Genomic DNA, 18,326 nt, shown 5'->3' on the forward strand with positions numbered 1-18,326 from the left:
TGGTTATGCCTGGCGACAACGTGACGGTCGACGTGACGCTGATCGTGCCGATCGCGATGGAAGAGAAGCTGCGCTTCGCCATCCGCGAAGGCGGCCGCACCGTCGGCGCCGGCATCGTCGCCGCCATCACGGAATAAGGCTCCCCCGGAGCCAAAGAGGAAGGGCGGCTTCGGCCGCCCTTTTTCGTTGTGCCGGCGTTGCGTGATTCCGGGCGAGTGGTCTTGTTCGCGGCGTGAAGTGACATTGATCGCATATGGCCTGTCCAAGCCGTGCGAAATCTCTTTACAGCCGTCGCCGAAGCCCTTAGGAAGCGCCTGCCCGGCATGCACTGCATCCGGATTTAGGGGTATAGCTCAGTTGGTAGAGCGGCGGTCTCCAAAACCGCAGGTCGCAGGTTCGAGCCCTGCTGCCCCTGCCAGCGCCCGACGGGCCTTTCCGGCATCAGGCAGAAACATCCCACTTGCAAGCGCGGGCAATCGGTTCTATATCGAGCCGACAGACGCGAGGCGCGTGGAGCTGGGATTCGGCTCAACGCGCCTGAATTGCATGGCCGAAGATATGTCTTGAAGCTTGGTGATTCGTGCGTGGCTGCGGGCGGGCAACCCCGGTTGCCTCGTTCCGGCGAGGTCAGATTTCATGCCCCGGATGACAAGGGGCAACGATAAAAGAGCGGCAGATGGCGTCCAAGACCACCAATCCCTTTGTGTTTCTGCAGCAGGTGCGCACCGAGACCGCCAAGGTCACGTGGCCCTCGCGGCGTGAGACGATGATCTCCACGGTCATGGTTATGGGATTTGCGTGTCTGGCCGCGATCTTTTTCTTTGCCTCCGATCAGATCATCGCCTTCGCGGTTGAGCTGATCCTGGGCATTGGGCGCTAACACCGGCGACTACGGAGAGTTCAGAACATGGCAGCGCGGTGGTACATCGTCCACGCTTATTCGAATTTCGAGAAGAAGGTCGCCGAGGATATCGAGAACAAGGCCAAGCAGAAGGGCCTGAGCGACCAGATCGAGCAGATCGTGGTGCCGACCGAAAAGGTGGTCGAGGTTCGCCGCGGCAAGAAGGTCGATGCCGAGCGCAAGTTCTTTCCCGGCTACGTGCTGATGAAGGCGAACCTGACCGATCAGGTTATCAGCCTTGTCAAGAACACCCCGCGCGTTACCGGTTTCCTGGGGGAGGATCCGCGCACGGCCAAGCCGGTGCCGATCTCCGAAAAGGAAGCTGAGCACATCCTGCACCAGGTGCAGGAGGGCGTAGAGCGGCCGAAGCCGTCGGTTACCTTCGAGATCGGCGAATCGGTGCGTGTCGCCGACGGTCCGTTCGCCTCGTTCAATGGCTTCGTTCAGGAAGTCGACGAGGAGCGTTCGCGGCTCAAGGTCGAGGTGTCGATCTTTGGGCGTGCCGTGCCGGTCGATCTGGAATTCGGTCAGGTCGAAAAGGGCTGACCGGAAAATCCCGTCCGGCCATATGCCGGTGCGGGCGCGGGGCGGTTTCGATCGCCCCCGCGGAACTGGTGGAAGGAGGACGCGGCTGAAGCCGGCCGCAACGTCTCCGCACCACCGACTGCAACCGCCGGACGTTTCCGGCATGATGAAAAGGCAGACGAGCAATGGCTAAGAAGATTGCAGGCCAGCTCAAGCTTCAGGTTCCCGCGGGTTCGGCGACGCCGTCGCCCCCGATCGGCCCTGCGCTTGGTCAGCGTGGCATCAACATCATGGAATTCTGCAAGGCGTTCAACGCGGCCTCGCAGGAGATGGAGAAGGGTTCGCCCATCCCCGTCGTCATCACCTATTATCAGGACAAGTCGTTCACCTTCGCGATGAAGACGCCCCCGGTGACGTACTTCCTCAAGAAGGCGGCCAACCTGAAGTCGGGCTCCAAGGAGCCGGGCAAGGTGACGGCCGGCACGATCGCTCGCGACAAGGTGCGCGAGATTGCCGAAGCGAAGATGAAGGACCTGAACGCGAACGACGTGGACGCCGCCATGCGCATGGTTGAAGGCTCCGCCCGTTCGATGGGCCTGGAAGTGGTGGGCTGAACCGATGGCTAAGATTGCAAAGCGCATTGCCAAGGCGCGTGAAGGCATCGACCCCAACAAGCAGTACGAGCTGGCCGAGGCCATCAAGATGCTGAAGGATCGCGCCACGGCCAAGTTCGACGAAACCATCGAAGTCGCGATGAACCTCGGTGTCGATCCGCGTCACGCCGACCAGATGGTTCGTGGCGTCGTCAACCTGCCGAACGGCACCGGCCGTACGGTGCGCGTCGCCGTGTTCGCCCGTGGCGACAAGGCTGACGAGGCGAAGGCCGCCGGTGCCGACATCGTCGGCGCGGAAGAGCTGGTCGAGACCGTGCAGAAGGGCGAGATCAACTTCGACCGCTGCATCGCCACCCCCGACATGATGCCGCTCGTCGGCCGTCTGGGTAAGGTGCTCGGCCCGCGCGGCATGATGCCGAACCCGAAGGTTGGCACCGTCACCGCCGACGTTGCTGCGGCCGTGAAGGCCTCCAAGGGCGGCGCCGTCGAGTTCCGCGTCGAGAAGGCTGGCATCGTGCATGCCGGCGTCGGCAAAGTCTCCTTCGACGCCAAGGCGCTCGAGGAGAACGTCAAGGCGTTTGCCGACGCGGTCATCAAGGCCAAGCCGACCGGCGCCAAGGGTAACTACGTCAAGAAGGTGGCGATCACCTCGACGATGGGCCCGGGCCTCAAGCTGGACCCTGCGACCGTCACGGTCGCCTGAGTTGGCTGAGCGGTGACCTTCGAGTCGCCGCATTGAAGAATTCCGGACCCCGCTTGCGGGGTTCGGGTGCCGGAAGCGGGAAACCGTTTCCGGTTATCCTGTCCGAGATTGCAGGCGGTTGGGTTCGTCTCGACCTTAATTCGAATGAGCCTGCATGAGACGGGTAAGAGCGGACAAAGGGACTTGCGTCCCGATGAAAGTTCTAACCGTGTTGGCCTTTTGTCTGCGCGCCCGAGGGTATCCGAAGGCGTGGCGAAGGGGGACAGGATCCTCGAGCGTCGCTCGGGCGGTCCCTGCAAAGGAAGCGCTCCGCGCGGCAAAAGGCAACCGATGACCGTCCGGAAACGGCGGTTGTCAACTGGAGATAGGCAGTGGATAGAGCGGAAAAGCGCGAATTCGTCACGGGCCTGAACGGGGTGTTCTCGAACACCGGTTCTGTCGTCGTGGCGCACTATGCCGGCCTCACCGTCGCGAACATGAACGAGCTTCGCTCGAAAATGCGCGCTGCGGGCGGGACCGTCAAAGTCGCGAAGAACCGCCTCGCCATCATCGCTCTTCAGGGCACGGAATCCGAAGGCATGAAGGATCTGTTCAAAGGACAGACCCTGATCGCCTACGCGGATGATCCGGTCGCGGCTCCCAAGGTCGCAGCCGATTTCGCCAAGGCGAATGACAAGCTTGTCATTCTCGGTGGCGCGATGGGCTCGACTGCACTCGACGCCGACGGTGTGAAGGCTCTTGCCACCATGCCGTCGCTGGACGAGCTCAGGGCCAAGATCGTCGGCATGATTCAGACGCCGGCAACCAGGATCGCCGCGGTCGTCAATGCACCGGCGGGCAATCTCGCCCGCGTGTTTGGCGCCTATGCCCGGAAGGACGAGGCGGCGTGAGGCCGTTCCTCAACAACCATCACAACACGTGTTTGAACTTTAAAGGAAACTGAAAAATGGCTGATCTCGCCAAGATCGTTGAAGACCTGTCGAGCCTGACCGTCCTCGAGGCGGCCGAGCTCTCGAAGATGCTCGAAGAGAAGTGGGGCGTTTCCGCCGCTGCTCCGGTGGCTGTTGCTGCCGCTGGCGGTGCTGCTGGTGGCGCTGCTGCCGAGGCTGCGGAAGAGAAGACCGAGTTCGACGTCGTTCTCGCCGACGCCGGCGCTCAGAAGATCAACGTCATCAAGGAAGTCCGCGCCATCACCGGCCTGGGCCTCAAGGAAGCCAAGGACCTCGTCGAGGGTGCGCCCAAGCCTGTCAAGGAAGGCGTCTCCAAGGACGAAGCCGAGAAGATCAAGGCTCAGCTCGAAGGTGCTGGCGCCAAGGTCGAGCTTAAGTAAGACCGTTTGCGGTTCGGCAGGCGGGGCGATAGTCCCGCCTGCCGGTCCCTCACGGGGCGCATACGAAAACCTCTTTCCTGTGGGCCGGCCGCGGCCTTCAGGAAACGGGTTTTTACCCGTTTTTGATGGACCGCTTATCGGTGGCGGTCGGTAAGTTTGGCGCTAAGCCAACACGAAGCCAAGAAGGCAGCAAGGAGCGACGATGGCCCAGACCCACACGTTCAATGGTCGCAGGCGCGTACGCAAGTTCTTCGGAAAGATTCCGGAAGTTGCGGAGATGCCCAACCTCATCGAGGTTCAGAAGGCATCCTATGATCAGTTTCTCATGGTTGACGAGCCGAAGGGCGGCCGTCCCGATGAGGGGCTGCAGGCGGTGTTCAAGTCGGTGTTCCCGATTTCCGACTTTTCGGGCGCCTCCATGCTTGAATTCGTCAAGTACGAGTTCGAGCTGCCGAAGTTCGACGTGGACGAGTGCCGCCAGCGCGACCTGACCTTCGCAGCGCCGCTCAAGGTGACGCTGCGCCTGATCGTGTTCGATGTTGACGAGGATACCGGCGCCAAGTCGATCAAGGACATCAAGGAGCAGGACGTCTACATGGGCGACATGCCGCTCATGACGTCCAACGGCACCTTCATCATCAACGGCACCGAGCGCGTCATCGTCTCCCAGATGCACCGTTCGCCGGGCGTCTTCTTCGATCATGACAAGGGCAAGTCGCACTCGTCGGGCAAGCTGCTCTTTGCCGCCCGCGTGATCCCGTATCGCGGCTCCTGGCTCGACATCGAGTTCGATTCCAAGGACGTCGTCCACGCTCGCATCGACCGCCGCCGCAAGATCCCGGCGACCAGCCTGCTCATGGCGCTGGGCATGGATGGTGAGGAGATCCTGTCGACCTTCTACGACAAGCTCACCTACATCCGCGCCAAGGACCACTGGCGGATCCCGTACAACGCCGATCGCTTCCGCGGCCTCAAGGCCGTGAACGACCTCGTCGACGCCGACACCGGCGAAGTGGTGGTCGAGGCCGGCCGCAAGATCACAGCGCGCCAGGCCAAGCAGCTCGCCGAGAAGGGCCTCAAGGCCATCAAGGCGACCGAGGACGATCTGTACGGCGCCTACCTTGCCGAGGACATCGTCAACCACGCCACCGGCGAGATCTATCTCGAAGCCGGCGACGAGATCGACGAGAAGACCCTCAAGGTTCTGCTCGAGGCCGGCCAGGAAGAAATCCAGATTCTCGACATCGACCATGTCAACGTGGGCGGCTACATCCGCAACACGCTGGCCGTCGACAAGAACGAGAGCCGCCAGGACGCGCTGTTCGACATCTATCGCGTGATGCGTCCGGGCGAGCCGCCTACGCTCGAGACCGCCGAGGCGATGTTCAACTCGCTGTTCTTCGATCCGGAGCGCTACGACCTTTCGGCCGTCGGCCGCGTCAAGATGAACATGCGTCTGGAGCTCGACGCCGAGGACACCGTGCGCGTGCTGCGCAAGGAGGACATCCTGGCCGTGGTCAAGACGCTGGTCGAGCTGCGCGACGGCAAGGGCGAGATCGACGACATCGACAATCTCGGCAACCGCCGCGTGCGTTCGGTCGGCGAGCTGATGGAGAACCAGTATCGCGTCGGCCTGCTGCGCATGGAGCGCGCCATCAAGGAGCGCATGTCGTCGATCGAGATCGACACCGTAATGCCGCAGGACCTGATCAACGCCAAGCCGGCGGCTGCCGCCGTGCGCGAGTTCTTCGGTTCCTCGCAGCTCTCGCAGTTCATGGACCAGACCAACCCGCTTTCGGAGATCACCCACAAGCGTCGCCTCTCGGCGCTTGGACCCGGCGGTCTGACCCGCGAGCGCGCCGGCTTCGAAGTCCGCGACGTTCACGTCACGCATTACGGCCGCATCTGCCCGATCGAGACGCCGGAAGGCCCGAATATCGGCCTCATCAACTCGCTCGCCACCTTCGCGCGGGTCAACAAGTACGGCTTCATCGAGAGCCCGTACCGCAAGATCGTCGACGGCAGGATCACCAGTGAGGTGGTCTATCTGTCGGCGATGGAAGAGGCCAAGCACTACGTCGCGCAGGCGAACGCCGAGCTCGACGCCGAAGGCGGCTTTACCGAGGAGTTCGTGATCTGCCGTCACGCCGGCGAGGTCATGATGACCCCGCGCGAGAATGTCGACCTGATGGACGTGTCGCCGAAGCAGATGGTTTCGGTCGCCGCGGCGCTGATCCCGTTCCTCGAGAACGACGACGCCAACCGCGCGCTCATGGGCTCGAACATGCAGCGTCAGGCCGTGCCACTGGTTCGCGCCGAGGCGCCGTTCGTCGGCACCGGCATGGAGCCGATCGTCGCCCGTGACTCGGGCGCGGCCATCGGCGCACGCCGTGGCGGCATCGTCGATCAGGTGGACGCGACGCGTATCGTCATCCGCGCGACGGAAGATCTCGATCCCGGCAAGTCGGGCGTCGACATCTACCGGCTGATGAAGTTCCAGCGTTCGAACCAGAACACCTGCATCAACCAGCGTCCGCTCGTGCGGATGGGCGACCGGGTCAACAAGGGCGACATCATCGCCGACGGCCCGTCGACCGATCTGGGCGATCTGGCGCTGGGCCGCAACGTGCTCGTCGCGTTCATGCCGTGGAATGGCTACAACTACGAGGACTCCATTCTCCTCTCCGAGCGCATCGTCGCCGACGACGTCTTCACCTCGATCCATATCGAGGAGTTCGAGGTCATGGCGCGCGACACCAAGCTCGGGCCTGAGGAGATCACGCGCGACATTCCGAACGTTTCGGAAGAGGCGCTGAAGAACCTCGACGAGGCCGGCATCACCTATATCGGTGCGGAAGTGCAGCCGGGAGACATCCTGGTCGGCAAGATCACGCCGAAGGGCGAAAGCCCGATGACGCCGGAGGAGAAGCTCCTGCGGGCGATCTTCGGTGAGAAGGCCTCGGATGTTCGTGACACCTCCATGCGGATGCCGCCCGGCACCTTCGGCACCGTCGTCGAGGTGCGCGTCTTCAACCGCCACGGCGTGGAGAAGGACGAGCGCGCCATGGCGATCGAGCGCGAGGAGATCGAGCGTCTGGCCAAGGACCGCGACGACGAGCAGGCGATCCTCGATCGCAACGTCTACTCGCGCCTTGCCGACATGCTGACCGGCAAGCAGGCGATCGCGGGGCCGAAGGGCTTCAAGAAGGGCGACGCGCTCACCCGTGACGCGCTGACCGACTACCCGCGTTCGCAGTGGTGGCAGTTCGCCGTCGAGGACGAGAAGATCCAGGGTGAGCTCGAAGCGCTTCGTGCACAGTACGACGAGTCCAAGAAGGCGCTCGAGCAGCGCTTCATGGACAAGGTCGAGAAGGTGCAGCGCGGCGACGAGATGCCCCCCGGCGTCATGAAGATGGTCAAGGTCTTCGTCGCGGTAAAGCGCAAGATGCAGCCCGGCGACAAGATGGCCGGCCGTCACGGCAACAAGGGCGTGGTTTCGCGCATCGTTCCGGTCGAGGACATGCCGTTCCTCGAAGACGGCACGCATGCCGACATCGTGCTCAACCCGCTGGGCGTGCCGTCGCGCATGAACGTCGGCCAGATCCTGGAGACGCATCTTGGCTGGGCCTGCGCCGGTATGGGCAGGAAGATCGGCCAGCTCATCGAGGCCTATAAGGAGAACGGCGACATCAAGCCGCTTCGCCAGACCATCGAGAGCGTGATCCCGGCCAACGACCGCAACGAGCCGGTTCGCGACTACGACGACGACTCCATCGTTCGCCTCGGCGATCAGATGAAGCGCGGCGTCTCCATCGCGACCCCGGTCTTCGACGGTGCGCACGAAGCCGACATCAACGAGATGCTGGAACAGGCGGGCCTGCATTCGAGCGGCCAGTCGACGCTGTACGACGGACGCACGGGCGAGCCGTTCGACCGCAAGGTGACGATGGGCTATATCTATATGCTCAAGCTGCACCACCTGGTCGACGACAAGATCCACGCCCGTTCGATCGGACCGTACTCGCTCGTGACCCAGCAGCCGCTGGGCGGCAAGGCGCAGTTCGGCGGCCAGCGCTTCGGCGAGATGGAGGTCTGGGCGCTCGAGGCATACGGCGCAGCCTACACGCTGCAGGAGATGCTGACGGTGAAGTCGGACGACGTGGCCGGCCGTACCAAGGTCTACGAGGCGATCGTGCGCGGCGACGACACCTTCGAGGCAGGCATCCCCGAGAGCTTCAACGTTCTCGTCAAGGAGATGCGTTCGCTGGGCCTTAATGTCGAGCTGGAAAACTCCGTCGCGGACGACGCTCCGGCTCGTCTGCCCGACGCGGCCGAGTAAAGGCTATCACGCGCCGCGGGGGCAGGGCTCCCGCGGCGCGCCCGAGATAATTACGGCGGCGATGCGGCCCATCCAGTCGCCACGATCAAGATGAGGGGTTTCGACCCCGACAAGGAGAACGGCATGAACCAAGAGGTCATGAATCTCTTCAATCCTCAGGCGCCGGCGCAGACCTTCGATTCGATCCGGATTTCGCTTGCGAGCCCTGAGAAGATCCAATCCTGGTCCTTCGGCGAGATCAAGAAGCCGGAGACGATCAACTACCGTACGTTCAAGCCCGAGCGTGACGGCCTGTTCTGCGCGCGCATCTTCGGTCCCATCAAGGACTACGAGTGCCTGTGCGGCAAGTACAAGCGCATGAAGTATAAGGGCGTCATCTGCGAGAAGTGCGGCGTCGAAGTCACGCTGTCGCGCGTGCGCCGCGAGCGCATGGGCCACATCGAGCTGGCCGCGCCCGTCGCGCACATCTGGTTCCTCAAGTCGCTGCCCTCGCGCATCGGCACGCTGCTCGACATGACCCTCAAGGACATCGAGCGGGTTCTCTATTTCGAGAACTACATCGTGACCGAGCCGGGCCTGACGGCGCTCAAGGAGCACCAGCTTCTCTCGGAAGAGGAATACATGATCGCCGTCGACGAATACGGCGAGGATTCCTTTACGGCCATGATCGGCGCCGAGGCGATCCACGAGCTTCTGTCCGGCATGGAGCTGGAGAAGATCGCGGGCGACCTGCGTTCGGAACTCGCCTCGACCACGTCGGAGCTGAAGCAGAAGAAGCTTCTCAAGCGCCTCAAGGTCGTCGAGAACTTCATGGAGTCCGGCAACCGTCCGGAGTGGATGATCATGAAGATCATCCCGGTCATCCCGCCGGACCTGCGTCCGCTGGTGCCGCTGGACGGCGGCCGCTTCGCGACGTCGGACCTGAACGACCTGTACCGCCGCGTCATCAACCGTAACAACCGTCTGAAGCGGCTGATCGAGTTGCGCGCGCCGGGCATCATCATCCGCAACGAGAAGCGCATGCTTCAGGAAGCGGTCGACGCCCTGTTCGACAACGGTCGTCGCGGCCGCGTCATCACCGGCGCCAACAAGCGTCCGCTGAAGTCGCTCTCCGACATGCTCAAGGGCAAGCAGGGCCGGTTCCGCCAGAACCTGCTCGGCAAGCGCGTCGACTATTCCGGCCGTTCGGTCATCGTGACCGGTCCGGAGCTCAAGCTGCACCAGTGCGGCCTGCCGAAGAAGATGGCGCTCGAACTCTTCAAGCCCTTCATCTACGCCCGTCTCGACGCCAAGGGTTACTCCTCCACCGTCAAGCAGGCCAAGAAGCTGGTCGAGAAGGAGAAGCCGGAAGTCTGGGACATCCTGGACGAGGTCATCCGTGAGCACCCGGTTCTGCTGAACCGGGCGCCGACGCTGCACCGCCTCGGCATCCAGGCATTCGAGCCCACCCTGATCGAGGGCAAGGCGATCCAGCTTCACCCGCTGGTCTGCACGGCCTTCAACGCCGACTTCGACGGCGATCAGATGGCCGTTCACGTGCCGCTGTCGCTCGAAGCGCAGCTTGAAGCACGCGTACTGATGATGTCGACCAACAACATCCTGCACCCGGCTTCGGGCGCACCGATCATCGTGCCGTCGCAGGACATGGTTCTCGGCCTCTACTATCTCTCGATCGTCAATCAGAACGAGCCGGGAGAGGGCATGGCGTTCGCCGACATGGGCGAGCTGCACCATGCGCTGGAGACCAAGGCTGTCACCCTGCACACCAAGATCAAGGGCCGTTTCAAGACCGTCGATGCCGAAGGCAAGCCGGTCTCCAAGATCTACGATACGACGCCGGGCCGCATGATCATCGGCGAGCTTCTGCCGAAGAACCACAACGTGCCGTTCGAGACCGCCAATCAGGAGATGACCAAGAAGAACATCTCCAAGATGATCGACACGGTCTATCGTCACTGCGGTCAGAAGGAGACGGTGATCTTCTGTGATCGGATCATGGCGCTCGGCTTTGGCCATGCCTGCCGCGCCGGCATCTCGTTCGGCAAGGACGACATGCTGATCCCGGATGCCAAGGAGAAGCTGGTTGCCGATACCGAGGCGCTCGCCAAGGAATACGAGCAGCAGTACAACGACGGCCTGATCACCCAGGGCGAGAAGTACAACAAGGTGGTCGACGCCTGGGCCAAGTGCTCGGAGAAGGTCGCCGACGAGATGATGGGCCGCATCAAGGCGGTCGAGTTCAACGATGACGGCCGTCAGAAGCCGATGAACTCGATCTACATGATGTCGCATTCCGGTGCGCGTGGTTCGCCCACCCAGATGCGTCAGCTTGCCGGCATGCGCGGCCTGATGGCCAAGCCTTCGGGCGAAATCATTGAGACGCCGATCATCTCGAACTTCAAGGAAGGCCTGACCGTTCTCGAGTACTTCAACTCGACCCACGGCGCACGTAAGGGCCTGGCCGACACCGCGCTCAAGACGGCGAACTCGGGCTACCTGACCCGTCGTCTCGTCGACGTGGCGCAGGACTGCATCGTCAATGCGACCGACTGCGGCACCGACAAGGGCCTCACCATGCAGCCGATCGTCGATGCCGGTCAGGTCGTGGCTTCGCTGGGTTCCCGCGTTCTGGGCCGCACGGCGCTCGACGACGTGATGCATCCGGTGTCCGGCGACCTGATCGTCAAGGCTGGAACGCTCATCGACGAGCGTGACGTCGACGCGATCGAGAAGGCCGGCATCCAGACGCTGCGTATCCGCTCGGCGCTGACCTGTGAGGTCCGTACCGGCGTCTGCGCGGTCTGCTACGGACGCGATCTGGCCCGCGGTACGCCCGTCAACCAGGGCGAGGCCGTCGGCGTTATCGCGGCGCAGTCGATCGGCGAGCCGGGTACCCAGCTCACGATGCGTACCTTCCACATGGGCGGAACGGCGCAGGTCGTCGACTCCTCGTTCCTCGAGGCGTCCTACGAAGGCACCGTTGCGATCCGCAACCGCAACGTCGTGCGCAACTCCGACGGTCACCTCGTGGTGATGGGCCGCAACATGGCGGTTCTGATCCTCGACGAGGCCGGCAAGGAGCGCGCGGTGCACCGCGTCACCTACGGTTCGCGTATCTTCGTGGACGATGGCGACAAGGTGAAGCGTGGCCAGCGTATCGCCGAGTGGGACCCCTATACCCGTCCGATCCTCACCGAGGTCGGCGGCAAGGCGGCCTTCGAGGACCTGGTCGACGGTATCTCCGTGCAGGAAACCGCCGACGAGTCGACCGGCATCACCAAGCGTGAGGTCATCGACTGGCGTTCCACGCCGCGTGGTTCCGACCTCAAGCCGGCAATCACCATCCTTGACGACAAGGGCAAGGTTGCCAAGCTCGGCAAGGGCGGCGACGCGCGCTTCATGCTCTCGGTCGAGGCCGTACTTTCGGTCGAGCCGGATGCCACTGTGCAGCCGGGTGACGTGATTGCGCGTATTCCGATGGAAAGCGCCAAGACGAAGGACATCACGGGCGGTCTGCCGCGCGTGGCGGAGCTCTTCGAGGCGCGTCGTCCGAAGGACCACGCCATCATCGCCGAGATCGACGGTACGGTTCGGTTCGGGCGCGACTACAAGAACAAGCGTCGCATCGTGATCGAGCCGCATGACGAACAGGTCGAGCCGGTCGAATACCTGATCCCGAAGGGCAAGCCGTTCCACCTCCAGGAAGGCGACACCATCGAGAAGGGCGACTACATCCTCGACGGCAACCCGGCGCCGCACGACATCCTGGCGATCAAGGGCGTGGAGGCTCTTGCGAGCTACCTCGTCAATGAAATCCAGGAGGTCTATCGTCTGCAGGGCGTTATGATCAACGACAAGCACATCGAGGTGATCGTGCGCCAGATGCTGCAAAAGGTGGAAATCACCGTGCAGGGGGATTCGACCTATATCCCTGGCGACCATGTCGACGTGATCGAGCTCGAGGAGATCAACGACCGCCTGATCGAGGAGGGCAAGAAGCCCGCCGAAGGCCAGCCGGTTCTGCTCGGCATCACCAAGGCGTCGCTGCAGACGCCGTCGTTCATCTCCGCCGCCTCGTTCCAGGAGACGACACGTGTGCTGACCGAGGCAGCGGTTGCCGGCAAGACCGACACGCTGCAGGGTCTGAAGGAGAACGTGATCGTCGGCCGTCTCATCCCGGCGGGCACCGGTGGCCAGATGAGCCAGATCCGGCGCATTGCGACCTCGCGCGACGAGCTCATCCTCGACGAGCGTCGCAAGAACTCGGGCGTCGAGATGGCCGAGCCGATGCTGGCCGACATGACCGGAGACGCAGCCGAATAGGTCGCCCGAACCGGACATTGACGAACTGAAAAGCCGCCGGCATGCGCCGGCGGCTTTTTTTGTTCGCGCCTGTAGAACCGCTGTTGAAGTTTCTTCAGGAGGAGCAGCGAACATTGTGCCATTGCGCGACGTCCCAAGCAGTTGGGTGTAGGCGCCTACCTCTTTAGCGGTATGACGTCAGCCGGATGAAGTCGGCGGAATGCAATTTTCCGAACGAGACCACGGATTTATTCAAGCTTAGGTAGCGGCCTCATGTTCAGGCTGCTAATGTTTGCTGGGGCCTGTGGGAGAAGCGTGTCATTCGGGGTGACGACTTTGTAAAGGGCGCAGTCGCGGAACTGTCCGACTGTTTACGCGACGCGGCGTGGGGGCGGACCGACTGGGTGGACATTTGCCGGCGCCTGGAAGAGCTACTTCCTGGCTCTGCTCCGGCAATTATGAACTACGACCTGCCGCGCGGACTTATCAACGCCAGCTTTGTTGAGGGTATCGACAAGGAGTCTGTCGAAACCTATCGCACCCACTACGCGGCGCTGAACCCGTGGCTCGACTACTGGGCTGCGTCTCCGTCGGGAGAAGTCCGGATTTCAGAGCGCGATAGCCCGTCTTCGGCGTTCCGCAAGAGCGAATTCTACAACGATTGGCTGGCGCCGCAGGGGAACATGACCGCAGCGGTCGGGCTGCGGCTGGACGTCGATGCTCACAACATCATCCACGTCGCATGGCACTACAGTGAGTCAAATGCCGCGGACTATGATGAGCCGGCCGCGGCGATCCTCGACAATGTGAAAGGCACCTTCGCGGATGCCGTGCGAGCCGCCGCACTGCTGCGTGACGGTGTCGAGCATCGGCTGCGTTTCGGCGCCGTGATCGACAGGATCGACGGTGCGGCGTTGCTGGTTGAGCGCGACAGGCGAATTCGTGAGGTGAATGCCGAGGCGATCGCCGGACTGCAGGCTGGAGACGTGTTCAGCGGGGCAGGGGGCATGCTCCACCTGCGCGACGCCGGTGCCCAGCGCTGGCTGGAGGAAAACGTATCCCGGCTTATCGGCGGCCTGCCGGTCACCGCCGCAAGCACGGTTATCAGAAACGAGGAACGAATTCTGCGCGTCAGCCTGACGGCCGCGCCGGACCATGTTGAGCGTGGGTTCCCGGCTCTCGTGCATCCGCGGCCGGTCGTGCTGGTCGTTGTCCGGCTACTGGCGGGCGGCGAGGCCCGTATTGACGACACCAGTCTGCGCTTCGCGTTTGGACTTTCCACGGCCGAGGTTCGTTTGTGCGAGGTGCTTGCCAATGGTCATTCGCTAGCCGACGCTGCCGAGATGCTCGGCATATCGGAAGGGACGGTTCGGCAGCGCGTCAAGGTCGTCTTCCAGAAGACCGGCACCCACCGCCAAGGCGAGTTGATCGCCATGCTCGGACGATTTCGCCTTTGAGATTAACAGCTTGTCGAAGGACTAAGCGGATTTCTCCCCCAAATGGGAGTAGGTGGGCGCGCCCAAATCACGTTAACTAAACCGGCCGTTGCGTAATCCGATACGTTCGGATGCCGGACCGGCAAGACGGTTGTGGTTCAAATTCGGGATCGCATACCATTGACCGCCTGGTCGGAGGCCCCTGGCCGGGCGGTCTTTTTTCTGGAGCTGCGCTCAGAAAATCTCGTCGAACGTGACGATGGAAACCTCTCCTTCGAGCGCGCCCTGATAGGCCGACATGTGCGGCTCGTCGTCCGGTGCATCCTGCATGTCACCGATCTGGTCCAGCTCCGCTTCGGCGTAGCCCTCGCGCGCCAGGGCTTCCAGCGCCATGCGCACGGCCGAATCGTCATCGGGTGCGACCAGCATCACATGCACGCCTTCCGACTCGCCGCCCTTCTTGCGCCAGACTCGGCCGACGATGATCGTCACCGGCTTCTGCTCGTTGTCATTCATGACGTGATTCCCTATCTGTGGCGGCGAGACTGACAGCGAGCGCCTGTTTCGCATATTTCGGACGGCCGAAACAGGTCGGAAGGGCTCACGAAATGCCGGACTGGCGCGTTCTAGCGTAATTTTCTTGCTTGGCGCGCACGTTGGCGCCGGTAAGCGCCGAAACCGCGCGATTTGCCGGCATGCGGGGTTGACGATCCGCGGCGTTGGGGGTAGAAGCCGCCTCGTCTGAGCCGATGTGAGGCTTTCTTTTTCGGGACGTCGCGTCCTGGAGCAGGTCTCAAACAGGGTTCGTTTTACGAGCGACTTTACATCTCCGGCTTGCATGAAGCGGCTTCCGCTTCCTCTGCTTTTGTTCGGGCAAGACCGCCCTAAGCGGTTGTTGCTCGAATTGCTGTATGGAAACGCCGCTCCAGACGGCCCTGTGAGGGGCTTGAGACACCGGTTTTGAGATAGAAGGAAGGTTTGATGCCTACCGTCAACCAGCTGATCCGCAAGCCGCGCATAGCGCCGGTGAAGCGCAACAAGGTTCCGGCCATGCAGGCCAACCCGCAGAAGCGGGGCGTATGCACGCGCGTCTACACCACGACGCCGAAGAAGCCGAACTCGGCACTGCGCAAGGTTGCGAAGATCCGTCTCGTCAACGGCTTCGAGGTGATTGGCTACATTCCTGGCGAGGGTCACAACCTCCAGGAGCACTCTGTGGTCATGATCCGAGGCGGTCGCGTGAAAGACCTTCCGGGCGTGCGCTACCACATCATTCGTGGCGTGCTCGACACCCAGGGTGTGAAGAATCGCAAGCAGCGCCGCTCCAAGTACGGCGCAAAGCGTCCGAAGTAAGGGTTTCCCCGGCTTCGGCGCTTTTGTTTTAAGCCCTGGCCGACGATCGTGAGAGACGAAAAATATGTCCCGACGCCACAGTGCAGAAAAGCGCGAGATCAATCCGGACCCGAAGTTCGGTGACCTCGTTGTTACCAAGTTCATGAACGCTGTCATGCTTCACGGCAAGAAGTCGATTGCCGAGACGATCGTCTACGGCGCGCTCGATCAGGTGGAAGCCAAGACGAAGCAGGAGCCGGTCACGGTCTTCCATCAGGCGCTCGACAATGTCGCGCCGCACGTCGAGGTCCGCTCGCGCCGCGTTGGTGGTGCGACCTACCAGGTCCCGGTCGATGTTCGTCCCGAGCGCCGTCAGGCTCTGGCGATCCGCTGGCTGATCACAGCTGCACGCAAGCGCAACGAGACGACGATGGTCGATCGCCTGTCCGGCGAGCTTCTGGACGCGGCCAACAACCGCGGTACCGCCGTCAAGAAGCGCGAAGACACGCACAAGATGGCTGAAGCCAACCGCGCCTTTGCGCACTACCGCTGGTAATCCGGCGAGCAGGGATACAAGAGGCACCACCATGGCCCGCGAATACAAGATCGAAGACTATCGCAATTTCGGCATCATGGCGCACATCGATGCCGGCAAGACGACGACGACCGAGCGCGTCCTGTTCTACACCGGCAAGTCGCACAAGATCGGCGAAGTCCACGACGGCGCCGCGACCATGGACTGGATGGAGCAGGAGCAGGAGCGCGGCATCACCATCACGTCGGCCGCGACCACGACCTTCTGGCAGGGCCGCGACGGCAAGAAGCGCCGCTTCAACATCATCGACACGCCCGGCCACGTCGACTTCACCATTGAGGTCGAGCGCTCGCTGCGCGTTCTCGACGGTGCGATCGCGCTGCTGGACGCCAATGCCGGTGTGGAGCCGCAGACGGAGACCGTCTGGCGCCAGGCTGACAAGTATCACGTCCCGCGCATGATCTTCTGCAACAAGATGGACAAGATCGGCGCCGACTTCTACCGCTCGGTCGAGATGGTCGGCTCGCGACTCGGTGCACAGGCTGTCGTCATGCAGCTCCCGATCGGTGCGGAAAACGAATTCGCCGGCGTTGTCGATCTCATCGAGATGAACGCGCTCGTCTGGAAGTCCGAGAACCTGGGCGCCGAGTGGGACATCGTCGAGATTCCCGCCGACCTCAAGGATCGCGCTGAAGAGTACCGTGAGAAGCTGATCGAAGCCGCCGTCGAGATGGACGAGGCTGCGCTCGAGGCTTACCTCGATGGCACCATGCCGTCGAACGACGAGCTGCGCGCGCTGATCCGCAAGGGCACCATCGAAGTCAAGTTCTTCCCGATGTTCTGTGGCTCGGCCTTCAAGAACAAGGGTGTTCAGCCGCTGCTCGACGCCGTCGTCGACTTCCTGCCGTCGCCGATCGACGTGCCGTCGATCAAGGGCATCGACCCGAAGACCGAAGCCGAGATCAGCCGCAAGTCGTCCGACGACGAGCCGCTGTCGATGCTCGCATTCAAGATCATGAACGACCCGTTCGTCGGCTCGCTGACCTTCGCACGCATCTATTCGGGCAAGCTCACCAAGGGCGTCTCGCTCGAGAACACCGTCAAGGGCAAGAAGGAACGCATCGGCCGTATGCTGCAGATGCACTCCAACTCGCGTGAGGACATCGAAGAGGCATTTGCCGGCGACATCGTTGCGCTGGCTGGCCTCAAGGACACGACCACTGGCGATACGCTCTGCGATCCGCTGAAGCCGGTCATTCTCGAGCGCATGGAATTCCCCGACCCGGTCATCCAGATCGCGATCGAGCCCAAGACCAAGGGCGATCAGGAGAAGATGGGCCTCGCGCTCAACCGCCTGGCTGCCGAGGATCCGTCCTTCCGCGTCAAGACCGACGAGGAAAGCGGCCAGACGATCATCGCCGGCATGGGCGAGCTTCACCTCGACATCCTCGTCGACCGCATGAAGCGCGAGTTCAAGGTCGAGGCTAACGTGGGCGCGCCGCAGGTTGCCTACCGTGAGACGATCACGCGTGCTGCCGAGGTCGACTACACGCACAAGAAGCAGACCGGTGGTACGGGTCAGTTCGCCCGCGTCAAGCTGGTCTTCGAGCCGAACCCGGAGAGCGAAGAGTTCGTCTTCGAGTCCAAGATCGTCGGCGGCGCGGTTCCGAAGGAATACATCCCGGGCGTCCAGAAGGGCATCCAGAGTGTTCTGTCTTCCGGTCCGGTTGCGGGCTTCCCGATGCTCGGCGTCAAGGCGACGCTGGTCGACGGTGCCTTCCACGACGTCGACTCCTCGGTTCTGGCGTTCGAGATCGCCTCGCGCGCTGCCTTCCGTGAAGGTGCGCAGAAGGCCGGCGCGCAGCTCCTCGAGCCGATCATGAAGGTCGAGGTCGTGACGCCGGAAGATTACGTCGGCAGCGTCATCGGCGACCTGAACGGCCGCCGCGGCCAGATCCAGGGCCAGGAAGCGCGCGGTGTTGCCGTGGTGATCAACGCCATGGTGCCGCTCGCGAACATGTTCAAGTACGTCGATACGCTGCGTTCGATGTCGCAGGGCCGCGCCCAGTACACGATGCAGTTCGACCACTACGAGCCGGTTCCGACCGCGGTCGCCCAGGAAATCCAGAAGAAGTACGCGTAACCGGAAGCCGGACGCGAGAAGCAGAACTAGCAGCCTGAACAGGCGCACAGGAAATGGAGAAGTCACATGGCCAAAGGTAAATTTGAGCGTAATAAGCCGCATGTGAACATTGGCACGATTGGTCACGTTGACCATGGCAAGACGTCCCTGACGGCGGCGATCACGA

General features: G+C 62.6%; 15 protein-coding genes and 1 tRNA gene. 15 read left to right on the forward strand and 1 reads right to left on the reverse strand.

Features of this window, described 5'->3' with window-relative positions:
• The 11 genes from V1479_RS25535 to V1479_RS25585 form a co-directional block, all read left to right on the forward strand.
• Positions 1 to 137, forward strand: a 137-nt coding sequence (locus tag V1479_RS25535; protein ID WP_497831761.1) for an EF-Tu C-terminal domain-related protein, incomplete at its 5' end; no start/stop codon positions are given.
• Positions 138 to 342: 205 nt separating this feature from the next.
• Positions 343 to 418: transfer RNA gene (locus V1479_RS25540), tRNA-Trp, on the forward strand.
• Between the two features lie 258 nt (positions 419 to 676).
• A complete protein-coding gene (secE, locus tag V1479_RS25545; protein ID WP_173190951.1) occupies positions 677 to 880 on the forward strand; it encodes a preprotein translocase subunit SecE in 204 nt (67 codons plus the stop codon).
• A gap of 27 nt (positions 881 to 907) precedes the next feature.
• Positions 908 to 1,447, forward strand: a complete 540-nt coding sequence (gene nusG, locus V1479_RS25550) for a transcription termination/antitermination protein NusG (protein ID WP_368805320.1) — start codon at positions 908 to 910, stop codon at positions 1,445 to 1,447.
• A gap of 164 nt (positions 1,448 to 1,611) precedes the next feature.
• Positions 1,612 to 2,040, forward strand: coding sequence for a 50S ribosomal protein L11 (rplK, locus tag V1479_RS25555; protein WP_173190953.1), 429 nt, complete (start codon positions 1,612 to 1,614; stop codon positions 2,038 to 2,040).
• Positions 2,041 to 2,044: 4 nt separating this feature from the next.
• Positions 2,045 to 2,743 carry a 50S ribosomal protein L1 gene (gene rplA / locus V1479_RS25560; RefSeq protein WP_173190955.1) on the forward strand — a complete coding sequence of 233 codons (699 nt, stop codon included), beginning with the start codon at positions 2,045 to 2,047 and terminating at the stop codon, positions 2,741 to 2,743.
• Between the two features lie 371 nt (positions 2,744 to 3,114).
• The gene (rplJ, locus tag V1479_RS25565; protein ID WP_173190957.1) at positions 3,115 to 3,633 is read left to right on the forward strand and encodes a 50S ribosomal protein L10; all 519 of its coding nucleotides are present in this window, start codon (positions 3,115 to 3,117) and stop codon (positions 3,631 to 3,633) included.
• Positions 3,634 to 3,689: 56 nt separating this feature from the next.
• A complete protein-coding gene (gene rplL, locus V1479_RS25570; protein WP_173190959.1) occupies positions 3,690 to 4,073 on the forward strand; it encodes a 50S ribosomal protein L7/L12 in 384 nt (127 codons plus the stop codon).
• A 202-nt stretch (positions 4,074 to 4,275) separates the two neighbouring features.
• On the forward strand, positions 4,276 to 8,412 hold the full coding sequence (gene rpoB / locus V1479_RS25575; protein ID WP_368805321.1) for a DNA-directed RNA polymerase subunit beta: 4,137 nt from the start codon (positions 4,276 to 4,278) through the stop codon (positions 8,410 to 8,412).
• Positions 8,413 to 8,535: 123 nt separating this feature from the next.
• On the forward strand, positions 8,536 to 12,735 hold the full coding sequence (rpoC, locus tag V1479_RS25580) for a DNA-directed RNA polymerase subunit beta' (RefSeq protein WP_368805322.1): 4,200 nt from the start codon (positions 8,536 to 8,538) through the stop codon (positions 12,733 to 12,735).
• A gap of 437 nt (positions 12,736 to 13,172) precedes the next feature.
• Complete coding sequence (locus tag V1479_RS25585; RefSeq protein WP_368805323.1) at positions 13,173 to 14,171, forward strand: helix-turn-helix transcriptional regulator; 999 nt, start codon at positions 13,173 to 13,175, stop codon at positions 14,169 to 14,171.
• 213 nt (positions 14,172 to 14,384) lie between these two features.
• Here the strand turns inward: V1479_RS25585 and V1479_RS25590 are convergent, their stop codons facing one another.
• Positions 14,385 to 14,666 carry a transcriptional regulator gene (locus tag V1479_RS25590; protein ID WP_173190965.1) on the reverse strand — a complete coding sequence of 94 codons (282 nt, stop codon included), beginning with the start codon at positions 14,664 to 14,666 and terminating at the stop codon, positions 14,385 to 14,387.
• 465 nt (positions 14,667 to 15,131) lie between these two features.
• Here V1479_RS25590 and rpsL point away from each other — a divergent pair, with 465 nt between their 5' ends.
• From rpsL to V1479_RS25610, 4 genes are all read left to right on the forward strand, one after another.
• Positions 15,132 to 15,503, forward strand: a complete 372-nt coding sequence (gene rpsL, locus V1479_RS25595; protein ID WP_024585419.1) for a 30S ribosomal protein S12 — start codon at positions 15,132 to 15,134, stop codon at positions 15,501 to 15,503.
• A gap of 64 nt (positions 15,504 to 15,567) precedes the next feature.
• Positions 15,568 to 16,038, forward strand: a complete 471-nt coding sequence (gene rpsG / locus V1479_RS25600) for a 30S ribosomal protein S7 (RefSeq protein WP_173190972.1) — start codon at positions 15,568 to 15,570, stop codon at positions 16,036 to 16,038.
• A 31-nt stretch (positions 16,039 to 16,069) separates the two neighbouring features.
• Complete coding sequence (gene fusA / locus V1479_RS25605) at positions 16,070 to 18,160, forward strand: elongation factor G (protein ID WP_368805325.1); 2,091 nt, start codon at positions 16,070 to 16,072, stop codon at positions 18,158 to 18,160.
• A 66-nt stretch (positions 18,161 to 18,226) separates the two neighbouring features.
• On the forward strand, positions 18,227 to 18,326 hold a 100-nt coding region (locus V1479_RS25610), incomplete at its 3' end, for a GTP-binding protein (RefSeq protein ID WP_031249078.1).

The organism is Neoaquamicrobium sediminum (assembly GCF_040970315.1).
Classification (GTDB): domain Bacteria; phylum Pseudomonadota; class Alphaproteobacteria; order Rhizobiales; family Rhizobiaceae; genus Aerobium; species Aerobium sediminum.